The sequence below is a fragment of the Hymenobacter citatus genome, from assembly GCF_014333615.1.
In the GTDB taxonomy this organism is placed as follows: domain Bacteria; phylum Bacteroidota; class Bacteroidia; order Cytophagales; family Hymenobacteraceae; genus Hymenobacter; species Hymenobacter citatus.
Map to the genome: position 1 here is coordinate 184,655 of NZ_JACSCY010000006.1, position 18,192 is coordinate 202,846.

The window sequence follows — 18,192 nt, forward strand, 5'->3', positions numbered from 1 at the left end:
GGAGCCTGCCGGTCCGACGCCGTAAGCGTCCGACCGGTTGCCGCATGCTGAGGTTGCACGAACGGCCTGCGGACGTTGCATATGGCGGGGCTGTCAGCACGCGGCAACCGGTCGGACGCCTGCGGCGTCGAACCGGCAGGCGCCAGCGCGGAAGCCCTGATAGAATCAAAGGGAGCACTAATGCAGGCTGTGCAATTCTTGCCACGCATGGCAGCAGCCGTAACTTGGCAAGCTCAACCACTACCTTACCCGCCACCCAACCTACGCCTACCGACCGCATGCAGCAGCCATCAAGAAGAAAGTTTTTGAAGAACAGCACAGGCCTTTTGCTCGGCGCCATGGTGCCAGGACCTGTTAAACACTTCTGGCGGGCGCCCGCTGCTACCCTCACGGTGCACCTGAATCAGCCATTGGGGGAAATATCGCCCCTTATTTACGGGCAGTTTATCGAGCACCTGGGTAGGGCCATCTACGGCGGTATCTACGACGACCGGAAGCACCGCTTCCGGCCCGATGTGCTGGAGAAAGTGCGCGGGCTGCGCCCGCCGCTGCTGCGCTACCCCGGCGGCACCGTCACCAAGATCTACCACTGGAAAGACGGCGTGGGCAAGCACCGGCCGGTGCGCAAAAACCTGATCTGGGGCGGCCTCGACAACAACCACGTGGGCACTGACGAGTTTATGCAGTACTGCCAGCAGCTGGGGGCGGCGCCGTTTCTGACCGTGAACATGTCGACCGGCACGGCCGAGGAAGCCGCCGAGTGGGTGGAGTATTGCAACGGCATGGGTACCTACTATGCCACCCAGCGCCAGAAAAACGGCCACGCCGCGCCCTACCAGGTGCAGTACTGGGGCCTGGGCAACGAGGAGGCCGCCCGCGAAGACGCCGGCACCCTGCAAAATCCGCAGGACTACATCAAAAAAGCCTGGTACTACGCCAAGCTGATGAAGTTGCAGGACCCGTCTATTAAGCTGATTATGGTAGGCGACAAGCCCGACTGGAACCAGCAAATCTTGCAGGAGCTGCACCCCATCTGCGACTACCTCTCGCTGCACCTCTACGCCAGTTCCAAGCCCGGCGACCCGGCCTCGCTGTTCACTTCCATTGCGGCTATGGAAGCCAGCATCAAAGTTACCGCCGCCCAGATTAAGGCGTATGCGCCGGCTACCGTGGAAACATTTAGCAAGTGGTACCGCTTTCCGCCGCGGCAGCAGCCGGTGAAGATTGCCATTGATGAATGGGGCATCTGGGAGGCCGGGGGGCGCGGCGCCTACAACCTGGAAATGGACTACACCTGGAACCACGCGCTGGGCGTGGCGGCGTTTCTGAACGTGTTTCAGCGCCACGCGGCGGTTATTGGCCTGGCTACCTGGGCGCAGACGGTGAACGTGCTGGCTCCCATTATGACCGACGACACCACCAGCATTTGCCAGACCATTTACTACCCCCTGGCCCTGTACCGCAAGCTGTGCGGCCCCACCAGTGTGGCCGTTACGCTTGCGGGCGCGGAGCAGCTGGACGTGGCCGCCTCCACCGACGGCAAGACGCTAACCCTCGCCATAGTGCAGCCTAGCGCTCAGGGCGTTGATATCCGGCTTGACGCCCCCACTACCGGCAGCTGGACGGCCCACGAGCTAACCGCTCCCTCTCTGGAATCAATGAACACGCTGCAAACGCCCGGCACGAACGTGGTGAGCTACCAGCAGCGTACCCTACCCCCCGGCACTACCACCTACACCGTGGCCGGGCACAGCATTGTGCTGCTACAAGCGGCGCTCCGGTAGCTGGTGCCGTATGTAGTGCGTTACGTATTGCTACTCCCAACAAACCTAATGATCTTTTTTGCCCCTACCCGTGCGTTGCTGCCCTATTTCCTCCTGGCAGTGCTGCTGTCTGCCTGCGCCGGTACACGGCAGCCGGGGCAGTCGTTGCGGGTGGAAGCGGGCTACTGCGACCCGCCCCACCTCATTGCCGACGACCCGGCTTTCCTACCCCTACCCACCATGCAGCCGTTGCTGCGCGACAGTCTGCTATCGAAGCGGTTTTCGCAGCGTAGCCTGCTGCTGGCCAACGCGGCCGGCGTGCTGCCGCAGCTGCACGAACTGGTACGCCTGGAGCGCGCCACGCCCACCGGCAACGCCCGCAGCGAGCTGTACCAGGCTCAGCAACAACGCATTCTGACGCGCTTGCTTCTGCTCTCCACCACCATTGCCAGCGTGGCCGCCGAGCTGGACTGCGAAGGCGAACGGGCCGACCAGGTAGCCAGCTACCTCACGGAGCACGCCAACCGGCGCGAGCAACGACTCACGGTGCTTTCCATTGCCGTGGGGGCGGCGTCGGGTATTGCCACTACGGTGGTGGAAGGGCGCGCAGGGCAGTATGCCTTTGGCATTGGGGGTGGCTTGGCCACGGCCGTGCTGGGCGTGCTCACACTCACCTCCAACCCTACCGTGCAGTTCACGCACCCGCGCAATTTACTGGCGGATATTTGGCAGGAAAACCAACAGTCTACGGCCTACCCGCCGTCGGTGTGGTATGTACTCACGGAGCCGGCCTTCAGCAACCAGGGGCAGTCGTCGCTGGCGCACAACGCGCGCCGCCGCTGGCAACACTATGGCCAGCTAGAGCGCCCCGACTCGCGCAAGGGCCGGGCGCAGCTAGCACTGCTTTTTGGCGACGGCGGGCACTACGATGCCGACGCCCTGCACCTGCGGGCCGATATGCTGAACGAGTTGCAAGCCTCGGTGCGACTAATCAACCAGGATTTGCGGGGCTTGCTGCAAGAGCTGACGCCGCCTGGGCAGTAACCTCCTCTCCGATCTTTTCAACGCATCTCTAATGGTCCTCTAATGTTGCGCTTTGGGTAGGAACGTACCTTTGCAGGGAAATTATCTGATGCTGATAGCCAACGTTTTGTCGATTATTGGTATCTAGTTACTACGCGTAGCGGCGACTAGCCTATGAAGATTTTGTTGGTAGAAGATGAGCTAAAGGTGGTCACGGTCCTGAAGAAAGGATTTGAGGAAGAGGAGTATGCTGTGGATGTGGCATTTGATGGCAAAACTGGCCATTTGATGTCTATGAGTAATCAGTATGATATCATCGTGCTCGACATCAGCCTACCCATCTTCAATGGCTATGAGCTGTGCGAATTAATTCGGCGGCGCAACGTGCACGTGCCCATCCTCATGCTCACGGCCCTGGGCACCACCGACAATAAAGTGGAAGCCCTGAACCTGGGCGCCGACGACTACGTGGTGAAGCCCTTCGAGTTCAAGGAGTTGCTGGCCCGCGTGCGGGCGCTCACCCGCCGCGCCAACCCCACCTACAGCCCTACCCTGCTGCAAGCCGACGACCTGGAGTTGAACACCCAGACCAAAATCGTGCGGAGCGGCGACACCCAAATCAGCCTCACGGCCCGGGAGTTTTCGTTGCTGGAATTGCTGCTGCAACACAAAAACGAAGTGCTTTCCCGCACCTACATTGCCGAGCAGGTGTGGGCCCTCAACTTCGACACGGGCACCAACGTGGTGGACGTGTACATCAACTACTTGCGCAACAAAATCGACAAGCCCTTCAACCGCCGCCTCATCCAAACGGTAGTAGGCATGGGCTACAGCCTGCGGGACAGTGAGTGGTGAGATGGTGAAATGGTGAGTGGTGAGTTTTGCTGTTCTGTCATCCTGAGCCTGCGAAGAACCTTCTTACGTGAGCACGATTAGCAAAGCAACGACTTGTTCTGTGGGCATAAGGTCCTTCGCAGGCTCAGGATGACAGAACAGCAAACTCACTATCTCACCATCTCACCATCTCACAACTCCCCATGACCATCCGCAATCGACTGGCGCTGCAATTTACCTTACTGGTGGGGCTGCTGCTGGGGGGTGGCCTGGGCACGGTCTACTACCTTTCCTGGCAGAATACCCATAAGCTCTACGAGCAGCGCCTGCAAGAGCGTGCCTACACGGCGGCTACCCTGTTTCTGGAAGCCGACGAGCAAAGCCCGGTGAGTATAGAGCGGGCGCGCACGCGCTTTCAGCGCAACCTGAATGCCGAAGTCGTTGGTATTTATGACGATAAGAACCAGGCGCGCTTTGGCACCTTGCCCAACGCCGCCTTCACGCCGGCCCTGCTGGCGCGCGTACGCCGCACCCGCTACGTGAGCCGGCGCCACCACGAGGAACAGCTGGTTGGCATCTACTACCCCGATAACCAAGGCAATTTCTGCATTCTGGTGGCGGCCGTAGACCGCTCCGGGCAGCAGCGGCTAGCCCACCTGAGGCTGGTATCGGGCGGGGTATTGCTCATAGGAATGATCCTGAGCTTTGTGCTGGGCCGATGGTTTGCGCGCACGGCCCTGGCGCCCATCAGTCAGTTGGTGCACCATGCCCAGCGCGTGGGCGCATCGGATTTGCAGCTGAACCTACCCGCCCCACCGCCGCCCGATGAGCTGGGCGAGCTGTCGGCTACCCTCAATCTAATGCTGCAACGCCTCAAGCACTCCTTCGAGCAGCAGCAGAGCTTCATCAACAACGCCTCGCACGAGCTGCGCACGCCCCTCACGGCTATGATTGGCGAACTGGAAATTACGCTGGCCCGCCCGCGGACCGCGGAAGTGTATTCCGACGCCCTTCGCTCGGCTTTGGCCGATGCACACAAGCTGAAGGAAATTATCAGTCGCCTGTTGCAGCTGGCGCAGTTGGGCTCGGGCGAGGCCCGGCTGCCGGAGGGCGGCACCGTCCGGCTCGACGAGGTGCTATTTGAGGCCTGCGAGGAGGCTACCCTATTGCAGGAAGGCAACCGGGTGCGTATCACGCTGGGCGACCTACCCGAGGACGCGGCCCTGCTGACCGTGCCCGGCGACCGGCACCTGTTCCGGTTGGCTCTCAGCAACTTAATCGACAATGCCTGCAAGTTCTCGGAAGGCCCGGTGCTGTGCTCTCTGGCTTACATGCCGGGGCAGGTCACCTTCACCATTGCCGATACTGGCATTGGCATTGCGCCCGCCGATTTGCAGCACGTGCGACAAACGTTTTTCCGGGCCGCCAATGCCCACGGGTTTCGCGGGTATGGGGTAGGACTGGCCCTGGCCGCCAACATTTTCAGCCTGCACGGCGCCACCCTGGAAATAGAATCGGAGCTGCACAAAGGCACTACCATGCGCGTGGTGCTGGCGGTGTAGTGCGGCAAAATCGGTGGGCCATTGCTAGGGTGTAGAGACGCAACCTTGCGTCTTGTCGTTGAACGATTTCGGCCATTTGGCGCGGGCGACGAGACGCAAGGTTGCGTCTCTACACCGTTCGACAGTTAACTCAAACGGCTTCTAAGGGTATCGACCTGACCCTTGGCTAGGGACGCTGGAGGGTAGGCGCTTCGTGACTACCACTCTAATCTGATTCTAATACACTTCTAATAAGCCTATAATCTTTGCCCTCTATATAGCTGGTAATTTTGCATTGTCCTTTGGATACCCTCCCAAAATCATGCAAATACACCTGTTTATCAGCATTCTAACAATCAGCCTACTTGGTATTTTACCGGGCCATGCGCAGTCGCCGGCCTTGCCGGGCGCGGCGGTGGCCCCGGCTCCTACCGACACGCTGGCGCTGACCCTACCCCAGGCCGAAGCTGCTTTCCTGAACACCAACTTTGCCCTGCTGGCCGAGCGGTTCAACATTCCGGCGGCGCAGGCCGATGTGGTGCAGGCCCGCCTGTTCGACAACCCGGAAATCTCGCTGGAGCGCAACCTGTTCAACCCCTACAATGGCCGCTTCTTCGAGCACAATGAGGACCGCTTTCAGCTGGTAGGCGGCATTGAGCAGCTGATTCAGCTGGGCGGCAAGCGCCGCAAGGCCGTTGACGTGGCCCGCACCGGCGTGGCCATTTCCGAGCTGGAGTTTACGGATCTGGTACGCACGCTGCGCTACGAGCTGCGCGAAAACTTCGTGACGCTGTTCTTCCGCCAGCAGACGCAGGCCATGTACGCCCGGCAAATCAACGCCCTGCAAGAAACACTCAACATCACGCAGCGCCAGTACCAGCGCGGCAACGTGGCCCTGAAAGAGGTAGTACGCCTGAAAACGCAACTCTTTGAATTAGAGAGCGAGCTAAAGGACCTGCGCAACGATATTTCCGAAGACCAAGCCGAGCTGAACCTGCTGCTGGGCAGCCGCCAGCCGCGCTACCTGCGCCCCCAGCTGCCCGCCACGCTTCCCACTACCCTAAGCCTGAACACGCTCCCGCTCGAACAGGCCCTGGCCACGGCCCGCGCTAACCGCCCCGACCTGCAAGCCGCCGCCGCCACCGTGCGCCAGCAGGAGCAAAACGTGCGCCTGCAAAAGGCCCTGGCCGTACCCGACCTGACCGCCGGCACCTTCTATGACCACAACGGCGCCGTGGGCAAGCACTACACCGGCCTCACGGTAGGCATGCCCATCCCCCTATTTAACCGCAACCAGGGCGGCATCAAGCTGGCCGAGGCCCAGCGCCAGGGTAGCGAGCAGTTGCTCAGCCAACAGGAGGCTACGGTGGTAAACGAGGTGACCCAGGCCTACCGCAAGGCCCAGGAAGCCGAGCGCATCTCCAATGCCTTCCCGCCCGAGTACTTCGCCGACGCGGACGAGCTGCTCGACGGCGTGCTGCGCAGCTACCAGCGCAAGGCCATTGGCCTGCTGGAATTCCTCGATTTCCTGGACTCCTATAAGTCGGGCGTCATTCAGCTGAACCAAAGCCGCGCCGAGCGCCTCAACGCCTTCGACAAGCTCAATGAGCAGTTGGGGCAGCAGGTATTCAGCTACTAGCCAAATACTTGTATGGCCTAACCAGAACGTCATGCTGAGCGCAGCCGAAGCATCTCGCGTGCTGACGTCTGGATTACCATTGCAGCATCAGTACGCGAGATGCTTCGGCTGCGCTCAGCATGACGGGCTACTAGTCCGCTCCTCATTCCCCGAATCACTTCCCTCATGTCACGTTTCACTACCTTTTCTATGCGCTATATCCTTCCGGGCCTGCTGCTGGCAGCCAGCCTCGCGGCCTGCTCGGAGCACAACCCCGACGCCCCCGTGGCGGCGGCCGAAGCGCCGGTCGCGGTGGTTTCCGATTCGCTCATGGCGCGCATTGCGCTAGACACGGTGCAGCAGCGCCCCGTGATTAACGAGCTGAAACTCACCGCCAAAATTGCCTATGACGAGTCGCGGGTGAATAAGGTGTTTCCGCTGGTGGGCGGTATCGTGACCAAGGTGAACGTGGCGCTGGGGCAGTATGTGAAGGCCGGGCAGGTGCTGGCCGAGCTGGAAAGCACCGACATTGCCAACTTCCGCTCCGAGTCGACCACGGCCACGGTGGATTTGGCGAAAGCCCGGCAGGAGCTGGCCTCTACCAAGGAGCTGTACGAAGATGGCCTGGCCTCGGCCCGCGAGTACCAGCTGGCCCAACAGGAAGTGCGCCGCGCCCAGGCCGAGGTGCAAAAAAACAAGCAGATTGGCGCCATTTACGGCACCCAGCAAACCCAGGGTGCGGCCCGCTACCTGGTGAAAGCACCAGCCGCGGGCTTCGTAGTGGAAAAAACCGTGAACCCACGCACGCAACTGCGCTCCGACAACGACCAGCCGATGTTCGTCATTTCGGACCTGAATACGGTGTGGGCGCTGGCCAGCGTGTACGAAGACGACATTTCGCGCGTGCAGCCGGGCACCCCGGCCGTGGTACGCACCCTGGCCTTCCCCAACGAACCCGCCGAGGGCAAAATCGACCCGGCCTTCAGCGCCCTCGACCCCGAAAGCCGCGTGCTGACGGTGCGTGTGCCGCTGCAAAATCCTGATAATAAGCTCAAACCCGAAATGTTTGCCACCGTTACGGTGTCGGCGCCCACAGGCGCCACTAAACTAAGTGTGCCGTCGTCGGCGCTGGTGTTTGAGCGCAGCCGCAGCTACGTGCTCGTGTTCAAGGACCGGAACAACATCGAAACCCGCAATGTGGAAACGGTCGGCACTGCCGGCGGCTACACCTACCTCAACGGCGGCGTGGAGCCCGGCGAACAAGTCGTGTCGCGCAACGCGCTACTGCTCTATCATACGCTAAATCAATAGTGAAGCAACTACTAGCAAAAGCTAGAGCTAGGAGCTAGTTCCCCTCCTCAGTTGAGGAGGGGTTAGGGGTGGTTGATGTTCGTCGCACGACTTACTAGTTCTAGCTCTATTCTAGCCTTTCAACCACCCCTAGCCCCTCCTCAGCTGAGGAGGGGAACTAGCTCTAGCTGCACGCGACGCTAGTCACAGCCGCTCATAGCATCTAATTTTTATGCATAAATTCATTCACGGCATTCTGGGGTTTTCGCTCCGGAACCGCTTCTTTATTTTCTTCTGCACGGCCCTGGTGGTGGCGGCGGGGCTGTATAGCTACCAGCGCACGCCCATCGATGCCTTCCCGGACGTGACCAATACGCAGGTCACCATCATCACGCAGTGGCCGGGGCGCTCGGCCGAGGAAATCGAGAAGTTTATTACGCTGCCCATTGAGGTGGCCCTGAACCCGGCGCAGAAGAAAACCAACATTCGCTCGACTACCCTCTTTGGGCTGTCGGTGGTGAAGGTGGTGTTCGACGACGATGTGGACGACGCTTTTGCCCGCGTGCAGGTCAACAACCTGCTACCCTCGGCTGAGTTGCCCGAGGGCATCGACCCCGAGGTGGAGCCGCCCTACGGCCCGACCGGCGAGATTTTCCGCTACACCCTGGAAAGCGAGAAGTACGATGTGCGCGAGCTGAAAACCATTCAGGACTGGGTGATTGACCGGCGCATCAAGGCCGTGCCCGGCGTGGCCGACGTGAACAGCTTCGGCGGCGAGGTGAAGAGCTACGAAATCAGCATCAACCCGCGCCGGCTGGCCGAGTACGACATCACGCCCCTGGACGTGTACGAGTCGGTGGCGCGCTCCAACATCAACGTGGGCGGCGACATCATCGAGAAAAACGACGAGGCCTACGTGGTGCGCGGCATCGGGCTGTTGAGCACGATGGAGGACATCCGCACCATCATCATCAAGAACGTGAACGGCACGCCCATTCTGGTGCGCAACGTGGCCGAGGTGCGCGAGTCGGCCCTACCCCGCCTGGGCCAGGTAGGCCTGGATATGAACCCCGACGTGGTGGAAGGCATTGTGGTGATGCGCAAGGGCGAAAACCCTTCGGAAGTCATTAAGCGCCTGAATGCCAAGGTAGAAGAGTTGAACGAGAAAGTGCTGCCGGCCGGCGTCAAGATCAAGACGTTCTACAACCGCGAAACGCTCATTGGCTACGCCGTGGGCACGGTGCAGCACAACCTGGTAGAAGGCATCGTGCTCGTGACGCTGGTGGTGCTGCTGTTTATGGCCGACTGGCGCACCACGGTGGTGGTGTCGGTGGTGATTCCGCTGGCCTTGCTGTTTGCCTTCATCTGCCTGCGGCTGAAGGGCATGAGCGCCAACCTCTTATCCATGGGCGCCATCGACTTCGGCATCATCGTGGATGGCGCGGTGGTGATGGTGGAGGGCATCTTCGTGGCTCTCGACCACCTGGCGCACAAGGTAGGGATGGAGAAATTCAACCGCCTGGCCAAGCTGCGCCTCATCCGCAAAACCGGCGCCGAGATGGGCAAAACTATCTTCACGGCCAAGCTCATCATCATCACGGCGTTGCTACCCATTTTCTCCTTCGAGAAGGTAGAAGGCAAGATGTTCTCGCCCCTGGCCTGGACGCTGGGTTTCGCCCTGCTGGGCGCCCTCATCACCACGCTCACGCTGGTGCCGGTGCTGGCGAGTATGCTGCTGAACAAGAACGTGCGCGAAAAGAACAATCCGTTCATCAACTTCGTGACGCGCAACAGCCTGCGCCTGTTCCGGCGCGTGTACCGCAACAAGGCCGTGAGCCTGGGCTTTGCGGCCATCTGGCTGGTGATGGGCATCGGGGCGTTCCGGCTGCTGGGCACCGAGTTCCTACCCCAACTCGACGAAGGCTCGCTGTACGTGCGCGCCTCGCTGCCGATGAGCATTTCGCTGGAAAAATCGGTGGAGCTGACGCAGGAAATGCGCAAAACGCTGGGCTCATTCAGCCAAGTGAAGCAGGTGCTCAGCCAAACCGGCCGTCCCAACGACGGCACCGACCCCACGGGCTTCTACAACGTGGAGTTTCATGTGGTGACCAAGCAGCTGCCGGAGCTGAAAAAACCCGCCTACCGCGAGGCCCTCATCGACAGTATGCAGCACCAGCTGCACGCCCTGTTGCCCACGGTGGTGTTCAGCTTCTCGCAGCCCATTCAGGACAACGTGGAGGAAGCCGTGTCGGGCGTGAAGGGGTCCATTGCGGTGAAGATTTTCGGCGACGACCTACCCTTCCTCGACCAGAAAGCCGACAGCGTGTATGCCATTCTGAAGGGCGTGCGCGGCATCGAGGACCTGGGCGTGGTGCGCAACCTGGGCCAGCCCGAGCTGCACGTGGAGCTGGACGAGCAGCGCATGGCCCGCTACGGCGTGAGCAAGGCCGACGCCAACGCGGTGGTGGAAATGGCCATCGGCGGCAAGGAAGCCTCGCAGCTCTACGAGGGCGAGCGGCGCTTCAGCATCCGGGTGCGCTACCAGCCCGAGTTTCGCAAAACCGAGGAGGAAATCGGCCGCCTGATGGTGCCTACCCTCAACGGCTCGCAGATTCCGCTGCGCGAAATTGCCACCATCAACCTGCTCACCGGCCCCTCGCTCATCTTCCGCGACGACACCGAGCGGTTCATCGCCATCAAGTTCTCGGTGCGCGGCCGCGACATGGGCTCCACCATCGAAGAGGCGCAGCGCAAGGTGAATGCCCAGGTGCCCCTACCCAAGGGCTTTTCCTACGCCTGGGCCGGCGACTTCGAGAACCAGGAGCGCGCCACCCAGCGCCTGGCCGTGGTGGTGCCCATCTCGCTACTGCTGATTTTCTTCATCCTGTTCGTGCTCTTTGGCAACATGAAAGACGCCGGGCTAGTGCTTCTGAACGTGCCCTTCGCCATTACGGGCGGCATTGCGGCCCTGCTGCTCACGGATACCAATTTCAGTATCTCGGCTGGTATCGGCTTCATCGCCCTATTCGGTATCTGTATTCAGGACGGCGTAATTCTGATTACCGTATTCAAGCAGAATATCCTGAAGAAGATGCCGCTCGATGAGGCTATTTACGACGGCGTAACCTCACGTATCCGGCCGGTGCTGATGACTGCTATGATGGCAGCCATCGGCCTGTTTCCGGCGGCCATTAGCACCGGCATTGGCTCCCAGACGCAGAAGCCGCTGGCTATTGTAGTGATTGGCGGACTGGTGACGTCCACCATCCTCACGCTGTTCATCTTCCCGCTGATTTTTGAGCGCACGCACCAGGGCTACCGTCGGCGCCAGGAAAAATTGGCTGCGGGCTAGCATCTGGCCCCTACCGCCAACGCCGGGTAGTATGCGTAGATGCGCGTACTACCCGGCGCTATTGTATAACACACCCCTCTAACGATTTAGACATATGATTCTTGCTCCTTTCGCCTTCCTACCCCCTTCCTTGCAGATGCAAGTAGCCGGCACACTCCGCGCCGAAGTTGAAGCTCAACCAACTCCCCTCGATACCGCCATTGATTGGGTAGAGCTACTGAAAGCCGTGAACCCGGTGCTACGCTGGAGCCCCGCCAGCAACAGTCTAGAGCTATCCGACGACAGCTGGCAGCAGTTGCTGCACGTTGCCGTGCCTAGCTTGCCTGTTTCCCAGGTTGCTTCGGAGAAATGAGTTGGTGGCGAACCAGGCAGGCTTTGCTTTTGCCTTCTTTTACACAGCCTTTGTGTGTTTACTTATAGCAAACACGCAAGCATGATTTGTTAACAAAGACACAACTACGCTGTAAAGCCTTTACGCAGTAGAAAGAACAAATTTGCGGGCTGCACCAGTTGGCTGTTGCGGCACACCGGCTTGCAGGCCTCCTACAACTACCACCGCAATAGCCTTTGCTAGCAGCGGTACGGGCATTGACAGTAGCGGCTGCATTGCCCTACAATTTCGCTACCCTACCTCCGGGCGAGGTGCCAACACAGTCAATTACGAAGCTGCTTTAGAGTGGCAGTTCGGTGGGAACGACGATATTAACGGCGTGCTGTACTTGCTGCAGTAGAAAGCCACGCCGTGTAGACCGTCATGCCGAGCGGAGTCGAAGCATCTCTGTTGTGAGTAATTCCTTATGGTAACAACGAAGCGGTAGAGATGCTTCGACTGCGCTCAGCATGACGTTCTTACTTATCACGACTATTCGCCTACCATCTCATGCACCTAACCCGCTCCTTTCTTTCCCTACTCCTCAGCCTGGGCCTGACTGCCACTGCCCACGCCCAATCCACGCCCCAGCACCGCACCGAAAATGTAGTGCTGGTAACCCTGGACGGTATGCGCTGGCAGGAGGTGTTCGGCGGGGCCGATACCAGCCTGTTTCGCCAGAGCAAGCACTACTACGCCAACCGCGCCGACCTGCAACAGCAGTTTGGGCAGGGCACGGCCGCCCAGCGCCGGCAGGCACTTATGCCCTTTCTGTGGGGCACGGTGGCCAAGCAAGGCCAGCTCTACGGCAACCGCGAGGCCGGCAGCCAGGTGAACGTGACCAACAACCAGTGGTTTTCCTACCCCGGCTACAATGAACTCCTGACCGGCGCCGCCGACAACGCCCGCATTCACAGCAACAACCCGCTGCCCAACCCCAACGTGTCGGTGCTGGAGTGGCTTAGTCAGCAGGCGGCGTTTCGCGGCAAGGTGGCGGCGTTTGGCTCCTGGGACGTGTTTCCGGCCATCCTGAATGCCCGGCGCAGCGGCCTGCCCGTGCATGCCGGCATGGACCCCGTGCCCGGCCCCGGCCTCTCGCCCCAGGAAGTGCTGCTGAATGAGATGCTGCCCGCCACACCTAGTCCCTTCGGCACCGAGCGCCTCGACTCGTTCACCGACCAGTACGCCCTGGCCTACCTCAAGCGGAAGAAGCCGCGGGTGCTCTACATTGGCTTTGGCGACACGGATGAGTTTGCCCACGCCGGCGAGTACGGCGCCTACCTGCACGCCGCCCACTACACCGACGCGTTCTTGCGTCAGCTTTGGGCCTACCTGCAAACCGACCCGCAGTACCGCGGCAAAACCACCCTGCTCATCACCACCGACCACGGCCGCGGGGCCGCCGCCAACAGCAAATGGCGCGACCACGGCGCCGATGTGCCCGGCGCCGACCAGATCTGGCTGGCCGCCCTCGGCCCCGACACGCCCGCTACCGGCGAGGCCCGCACCGGCCAGCTCTACCAGAATCAGGTAGCCGCCACCCTGGCCCGCCTGCTGGGTCTCACCTACGCCCCTACCCCCGCCACGGGCAAGCCCGTAGGGGCTGTGGTAGGGCAGTAGTATAGGCTACATGAACGTCATTTCGACCATGTTGCGCATCAAGCAAGGAGGAGAAATCGCGCGTGCTGATGTTGCATGGTCATACTGAGCGAAATCGAAGCATCTATACTAATAGTAATTCCTGACGATCGGGATTATCGCTGCACGCGAGATGCTTCGACTTCGCTCAGCATGATGTTCTTGATTTCACTCCTTCTGCACCCGCATGAAATCCTACCCTTTCCTCTTCCTGGCACTCCTCCTTACCCACCTAGCCCCGGCCCAGCAGCGCGCCCGCAAGGTGGTATTCATCATTGCCGATGGCATCCCGGCCGATGTGCTTGAGAAGGCGCCTACCCCCAACATTCGCAAGCTGATAGCGGCCGGCACCTACCTGCGCGCCCACGTGGGCGGCGACCAAGGCACCTACACCGAAACGCCCACCATCTCGGCGCCTGGCTACAACGACCTGCTCACCGGCACCTGGGGCTACAAGCACAACGTGTGGGACAACGATATTAAAGACCCCAACTATCAGTACAAAACCATTTTCCGCCTGCTGAAAGACCAGCGCCCCGCCAGCAGAACCGCTGTTTTCTCTACTTGGCTAGACAACCGCACCAAATTGCTCGGCGACGGCCTGGCCGCCACCGGCAACCTGCACCTCGACTACCACGCCGACGGCTACGAGCTGGACACCGTTGCCTACCCCCACGACAAGCAGAGCCAGTACATTCACGCCATTGATGAGCGGGTGGTGCAGGAAGCCACGAAAACGCTGGCCACCAACGCCCCCGACCTCTCCTGGGTGTACCTGGAGTATACCGACGATATGGGCCACCGCCACGGCGACAGTCCCGAGCAGCTACAGGCCCTGGCCTACCTCGATGCGCAAGTGGGCCGCCTCTGGGAAGCCGTGCAGACCCGCCAGCGGCAGCACAAGGAAGACTGGCTGCTGGTGCTCACCACCGACCACGGCCGCGACCCGCAGACCGGCCGCCACCACGGCGGCCAATCGGCGCGGGAGCGGGCTACCTGGGTGGTGCTCAGTACGAAGGAGGTGAATACCTACGCCCGCCAGCAGCCGGTAGGCATTGTGGATATTCTGCCCACCGTCGCCCGCTATCTACAACTTTCCCTACCCCAAGCCACGCAACGGGAGCTAGACGGTGTGCCGCTCCTTGGCCCTGTGTCGCTGGCCGGGCCGCAGGTACAGGCCACTGGCGACAGTCTGCGCATCACCTGGCAGGCGCTGGGGCCGAAAACGGAAAAGGTGAAGGTGTGGCTCACTCCCACCAACAACTTCCAAACGGGCGAGCAAGATGCCTACACCCTCCTGGGCACCGCACCGCTAGAGCGGCAGTCCTTGCTAGTCAGCCGAAAACAATATCCCGGCGAGTTCTATAAGATTGTGCTCGAAGGCAAGCACAACACTGTAAACCGCTGGCTGACCAGCGAGAAACCCGGTTCAAAGGCGCAGAAGAAGTAAAAGCTTTCTGCTTGCGCCGCTTAGCTCAAGGCAGATGCTGTAGTAGCTCGACAATACCCGCCTCACCTGACAGTAGCTTGTAGGGTTTACAACTGCTGGACGAAATCGAACACCTACCCAAAAAATATAACAATTCCGTAAAGACTGGTACATACCCAAGTAATCCTGAAAGAAGAAGTTTGAAGTAGCGCCAAGCAGCTGCTCGCCAATGGGATACCCAGCGCCGCTGAGCATCCTGCCGGGCAAGTAGCTGCTTCATTTTTTTCATGGATTTGTGTTGATGGAATTATCCTCTGGCTTACCGCTGCCCCTACCCTCCGCCCGCCTGCTACGCCTACGCCGGGTAGCGTTTCCGTTGCTTCGGCAGCTAGCTCAGCTGCGCCAGTTGCAGCGTCTGTATAAGGAGGTAGAAAACTGCTCGGGCCTGGAGTTTGTGGCGGCGGTGCTCACGCAGCTGCGCATTGAGGTGCGTGTGGAGGCTGCCGAGCTGCGGCGCGTGCCCACTACGGGGGCCTTTGTGGCCGTGGCCAACCACCCCAGCGGCCTGCTCGATGGCTTGGTGCTGCTACACGTGCTGGGCAAAGTGCGCCCCGAGCTGCGGGCGGTAGCCAATGAGGCCCTAGCTCCCCTGCTGGCCCAGCTGCACGAGCAGCTGGTGCTGGTGAAGCCCGACGCGGGCGAGTGGCAGCGCAACGTACCCAGCGTGCGGAAGCTATTGCGGTTTTTGCAGAATGATGTGCCCCTACTGCTGTTTCCGGCGGGCGCGGTGGCCCACCGTACTACACCGTTTGGGACCGTAGAAGAGCCCGGCTGGAACCCTACGGCCGAGCGCCTACTGGTAACGGCCCGCGTGCCAGTGCTACCTATTTGGGTGAGCGGTCAGAATAGCCTGTCGTTTAGTTGGCTGGGGCTGTTGCACCCGCTGCTGCGCACGCTGCGCCTACCGGCCGAGCTGCTGAACAAGCAGGGCACCACGGTGCACGTGCGCGTGGGGCAACCTCTGCTGCCAGCACAACAGCAACGCTTTGCGCAGAACGAGCTGCTGCCTTTTTTGAAAGCACAGGTTCACGCCTTGGGCTCGGCTGTAATGTCAACTAGTGTAGCCATACCCTGCGCTCCGCCTGTAGTAGCCGAAACCTGCCCTACCCTGATTGCCCAGGAGCTAGCTACCCTGCGCCCCAAGCGGCGCGTGCTGGTGAGCGGCTCCTGGGAAGTATACGTGGCCAAAAGCCGCGAAATTCCCAACGTGCTCCGCGAAATAGGCCGGCTGCGCGAGCTGACGTTCCGGGAAATTGGCGAAGGCACCCAGCAGCCCACCGACCTCGACACCTACGACACCTACTACCGCCACCTGTTCCTGTACGACCGGCGGGCGGGCTGCCTGGTAGGGGCCTACCGCGTGGGGCCGGGCCGCAACATTCTGCGCCAGCACGGCCGCCGCGGGTTTTATTTGCACTCGTTGTTTCGGCTGAAGAAAGAGCTGAAGCCGCTGCTGAGCGAGTCGCTGGAGCTGGGCCGGTCCTTTGTGCGGCCCGAGTACCAGCAGCAGACCCTACCCTTGCTTTTGCTTTGGAAAGGTATAGCCGCCTACCTAGTGGAGCACCCCGAGTATCGCTACCTGATTGGCCCCGTGAGCATTAGCAACCGCTTCTCGCCGGTATCAAAAGCGGTGATGGTAGACTTTATTCGTCGGCATTGCTTTGATGAGGAACTGGCGGCCCACGTGCAGCCCCGCAAGCAGTTCCGCTACCGCCCCCTCGCCGGCGACACCGACACCACAGCTACCCTGCAACGGGGCCTCGACAGCGTAGAAGCCCTCAACCATCTCATTGGGGCACTAGAGCCCAGCGGCCTGGGCGTACCGGTGCTGCTGCGGCACTACATCCGCCAGAAGGCCCGCTTCGTGGGCTTCAACCTCGACCCCGCGTTCAGCAACGTCCTCGACGGCTTTGTAGTCCTCGACGCCTACGACCTACCCGACCGTACCCAGCGGCTGTTGGAGCGGGGGTAAGTGATTTGATTAGCTGTTAGCTGATGGCTGTTAGCTATTAGCGTTCGTTTGAAAGAAGCTAGTAGCTAACAGCCATCAGCTAACAGCTAATTCATGACACAACCATAATGCGCCCGTAACGCCTAAGTCATAGTAGAACAGGACCTTTGAACTGAATCAACGGACTGACGCTATGCATGCTCCCACCACGATTCCGCTCCTGCGCCGGCTACTAAGCTGGCTGGGCTATGTGCTGTTCCAGCTGGTGCTGGTGGTACTCTACGGCCTGCACCTCATTCGGGCCTTCCGCTCGCCGTTTCGGGCCAACGAGCTACCGCCCCGCCAACTGCGTCCTCGTTTCTGGGCCCGCCCGGCTATCGGATGAGCAAGGCCCCGCCCCGCCGCCGTCTCGATGTAGTTGTTATTTCCGACGTGCACCTGGGCACCTACGGCTGCCACGCCGCCGAGCTGCTGCGCTACCTGCGCAGCGTGCGACCTAAGGTGTTGGTGCTCAATGGTGATATTGTCGACATCTGGCAGTTCAGCAAAAACTACTGGCCCCCGGCGCACATGCGCGTGGTGCGCCACCTGACGGGCTTGCTGGCCAAGGGCACCCGCATTCACTACCTCACCGGCAACCACGACGAGCTGCTGCGCCGCTTTGCCGGCACCCGGCTCGGGGCGCTTTCCATTGCCAACAAGGTGGTGCTGGACCTGCCCCACGGCAAAACCTGGCTGTTTCATGGTGATGTGTTCGACGTGACCATGCGCCACGCCCGCTGGCTGGCGCGGCTGGGCGCCCACGGCTACGACACACTGATTTTGCTGAATCGCCTGGTCAATTTTCTGCTGACGAAGATAGGGCGGCCGCGGGTGGCCCTGTCGAAAGCGGTGAAAAACCGCGTGAAGGGGGCCGTGAGCCTAATGGGCGATTTCGAGAAAACGGCCGCCACCATTGCCGCCGACGCGGGCTACCGCTACGTGGCCTGCGGGCACATTCATCATCCTACTATCAAACCCATACAAACCACGGGCGGCGAGGTGATGTACCTCAACTCTGGCGATTGGGTGGAGAACCTCACGGCCCTGGAATATACCGCCGCCACCGGCTGGCAGCTCTACCACTACGCCACCGACCCCGCCATGCAGCTCCCCGCCCTCCCCGACCCCGACGACCTCGACACGGACGACACCTTGCTTACCAGCTTGCTGGCTGAATTCAATATTCCGCAGGGGTAGGAAAACGAAAAGGCTTCCAGCACGATGTAGAGACGCATACTTGCGTCTTGTCGTTGAACGATTCGGCCGGACGACGAGACGCAA

At 60.7% G+C, this 18,192-nt stretch carries 13 protein-coding genes; all 13 read left to right on the plus strand.

Going from position 1 to position 18,192, the window contains the following annotated elements; translation table 11 throughout:
* Nucleotides 1–224: 224 nt before the first annotated feature.
* The 13 genes from H8B15_RS10375 (at nt 225) to H8B15_RS10435 (ending at nt 18,108) form a co-directional block, all read left to right on the plus strand.
* Nucleotides 225–1,784 carry an alpha-L-arabinofuranosidase C-terminal domain-containing protein gene (locus H8B15_RS10375; protein WP_187319614.1) on the plus strand — a complete coding sequence of 520 codons (1,560 nt, stop codon included), beginning with the start codon at nt 225–227 and terminating at the stop codon, nt 1,782–1,784.
* A 48-nt stretch (nt 1,785–1,832) separates the two neighbouring features.
* Nucleotides 1,833–2,807, plus strand: a complete 975-nt coding sequence (locus H8B15_RS10380) for a hypothetical protein (protein ID WP_246455384.1) — start codon at nt 1,833–1,835, stop codon at nt 2,805–2,807.
* Between the two features lie 153 nt (nt 2,808–2,960).
* The gene (locus H8B15_RS10385; RefSeq protein ID WP_187319615.1) at nt 2,961–3,641 is read left to right on the plus strand and encodes a response regulator transcription factor; all 681 of its coding nucleotides are present in this window, start codon (nt 2,961–2,963) and stop codon (nt 3,639–3,641) included.
* A gap of 182 nt (nt 3,642–3,823) precedes the next feature.
* Entirely contained in the window at nt 3,824–5,182 is a 1,359-nt protein-coding gene (locus H8B15_RS10390; protein ID WP_187319616.1) for a HAMP domain-containing sensor histidine kinase, read from the plus strand.
* Nucleotides 5,183–5,483: 301 nt separating this feature from the next.
* Nucleotides 5,484–6,800 (plus strand): TolC family protein, encoded by a 1,317-nt coding sequence (locus H8B15_RS10395; RefSeq protein WP_187319617.1) that lies wholly within the window; start codon nt 5,484–5,486, stop codon nt 6,798–6,800.
* 189 nt (nt 6,801–6,989) lie between these two features.
* Nucleotides 6,990–8,090: an efflux RND transporter periplasmic adaptor subunit gene (locus H8B15_RS10400; RefSeq protein WP_187319618.1), complete on the plus strand. Its 1,101-nt coding sequence runs from the start codon at nt 6,990–6,992 to the stop codon at nt 8,088–8,090.
* A 211-nt stretch (nt 8,091–8,301) separates the two neighbouring features.
* Nucleotides 8,302–11,421 (plus strand): efflux RND transporter permease subunit, encoded by a 3,120-nt coding sequence (locus tag H8B15_RS10405; protein WP_187319619.1) that lies wholly within the window; start codon nt 8,302–8,304, stop codon nt 11,419–11,421.
* 94 nt (nt 11,422–11,515) lie between these two features.
* Entirely contained in the window at nt 11,516–11,773 is a 258-nt protein-coding gene (locus H8B15_RS10410; protein WP_187319620.1) for a hypothetical protein, read from the plus strand.
* A 528-nt stretch (nt 11,774–12,301) separates the two neighbouring features.
* Complete coding sequence (locus tag H8B15_RS10415) at nt 12,302–13,411, plus strand: sulfatase-like hydrolase/transferase (RefSeq protein ID WP_187319621.1); 1,110 nt, start codon at nt 12,302–12,304, stop codon at nt 13,409–13,411.
* Between the two features lie 205 nt (nt 13,412–13,616).
* A complete protein-coding gene (locus H8B15_RS10420; RefSeq protein ID WP_187319622.1) occupies nt 13,617–14,879 on the plus strand; it encodes an alkaline phosphatase family protein in 1,263 nt (420 codons plus the stop codon).
* A gap of 280 nt (nt 14,880–15,159) precedes the next feature.
* A complete protein-coding gene (locus H8B15_RS10425; protein ID WP_187319623.1) occupies nt 15,160–16,890 on the plus strand; it encodes a bifunctional lysophospholipid acyltransferase family protein/GNAT family N-acetyltransferase in 1,731 nt (576 codons plus the stop codon).
* A 172-nt stretch (nt 16,891–17,062) separates the two neighbouring features.
* Complete coding sequence (locus H8B15_RS10430; RefSeq protein WP_185283004.1) at nt 17,063–17,254, plus strand: hypothetical protein; 192 nt, start codon at nt 17,063–17,065, stop codon at nt 17,252–17,254.
* Nucleotides 17,251–18,108 carry a UDP-2,3-diacylglucosamine diphosphatase gene (locus H8B15_RS10435; protein WP_187319624.1) on the plus strand — a complete coding sequence of 286 codons (858 nt, stop codon included), beginning with the start codon at nt 17,251–17,253 and terminating at the stop codon, nt 18,106–18,108. The genes H8B15_RS10430 and H8B15_RS10435 overlap by 4 nt, the downstream gene beginning before the upstream one ends.
* Nucleotides 18,109–18,192: the final 84 nt, after the last annotated feature.

Bases quoted from the DNA above. Each gene is read 5' to 3' on its own strand.
- H8B15_RS10380 (WP_246455384.1), top strand. From the start codon at position 1,833: ATGATCTTTTTTGCCCCTACCCGTGCGTTGCTGCCCTATTTCCTCCTG.
- H8B15_RS10385 (WP_187319615.1), top strand. From the start codon at position 2,961: ATGAAGATTTTGTTGGTAGAAGATGAGCTAAAGGTGGTCACGGTCCTG.
- H8B15_RS10390 (WP_187319616.1), top strand. From the start codon at position 3,824: ATGACCATCCGCAATCGACTGGCGCTGCAATTTACCTTACTGGTGGGG.
- H8B15_RS10395 (WP_187319617.1), top strand. From the start codon at position 5,484: ATGCAAATACACCTGTTTATCAGCATTCTAACAATCAGCCTACTTGGT.
- H8B15_RS10400 (WP_187319618.1), top strand. From the start codon at position 6,990: ATGCGCTATATCCTTCCGGGCCTGCTGCTGGCAGCCAGCCTCGCGGCC.
- H8B15_RS10405 (WP_187319619.1), top strand. From the start codon at position 8,302: ATGCATAAATTCATTCACGGCATTCTGGGGTTTTCGCTCCGGAACCGC.
- H8B15_RS10410 (WP_187319620.1), top strand. From the start codon at position 11,516: ATGATTCTTGCTCCTTTCGCCTTCCTACCCCCTTCCTTGCAGATGCAA.
- H8B15_RS10415 (WP_187319621.1), top strand. From the start codon at position 12,302: ATGCACCTAACCCGCTCCTTTCTTTCCCTACTCCTCAGCCTGGGCCTG.
- H8B15_RS10420 (WP_187319622.1), top strand. From the start codon at position 13,617: ATGAAATCCTACCCTTTCCTCTTCCTGGCACTCCTCCTTACCCACCTA.
- H8B15_RS10425 (WP_187319623.1), top strand. From the start codon at position 15,160: ATGGAATTATCCTCTGGCTTACCGCTGCCCCTACCCTCCGCCCGCCTG.
- H8B15_RS10430 (WP_185283004.1), top strand. From the start codon at position 17,063: ATGCATGCTCCCACCACGATTCCGCTCCTGCGCCGGCTACTAAGCTGG.
- H8B15_RS10435 (WP_187319624.1), top strand. From the start codon at position 17,251: ATGAGCAAGGCCCCGCCCCGCCGCCGTCTCGATGTAGTTGTTATTTCC.